Genomic DNA, 575 nt, shown 5'->3' on the forward strand with positions numbered 1-575 from the left:
AAAGTGAAAGTCATCAGCATGAAAAGTCGTAGCGACTACAAAAGACAGTTGATTATCATGGATTTTGATCTTGAAGTGAGCAACATCGAAGCGCTGTCACGAGGAGCAAGGCGAGTAGAACAGATCAAAGATGTCATGCTGGTGAAACGCCTAGGCTAAATTTCATATCACAGTAACACTCTTATTGGCGTGAATCGCAATTAAATCGCGACGCAAGCGCCTTAGGTTTTCAAAGGCGAGTGGCAATGACTGCTCGCTTTTTTATTTTAAATATTGATGTAAGGAGCGGATAAATGAGCCACCCAATCGAACAACTGGAACAGATCATGGCACAGTTGCGTGACCCAAAAACAGGTTGTCCTTGGGATATCAAGCAAACTTTTGACACGGTTGTTCCTTACACAATCGAAGAGACCTATGAAGTGGTGGAAGCGATCCACAACCAAGATTGGCCTAATCTCAAAGAAGAATTGGGTGACTTGCTGTTTCAAGTTATTTTTTATAGTCAAATGGCGAAAGAGCAAGGGTTGTTTGATTTCTCGCAAGTTGTTGAAACGGTGAATGAAAAACTTACG

The 575-nt window shown here is 41.9% G+C and carries 2 protein-coding genes; both read left to right on the top strand.

Annotated elements, in window-relative coordinates:
* Positions 1-159 (top strand): ACT domain-containing protein (locus GMA8713_RS27180; RefSeq protein ID WP_339385761.1); only part of this gene is annotated, 159 nt, incomplete at its 5' end.
* 134 nt (positions 160-293) lie between these two features.
* Positions 294-575: MazG nucleotide pyrophosphohydrolase domain-containing protein (locus tag GMA8713_RS26330; RefSeq protein ID WP_306456084.1), on the top strand; the 282-nt coding region annotated here is incomplete at its 3' end.

The sequence above is a fragment of the Grimontia marina genome, from assembly GCF_900060185.1.
Taxonomy (GTDB): Bacteria; Pseudomonadota; Gammaproteobacteria; order Enterobacterales; family Vibrionaceae; genus Enterovibrio; species Enterovibrio marinus.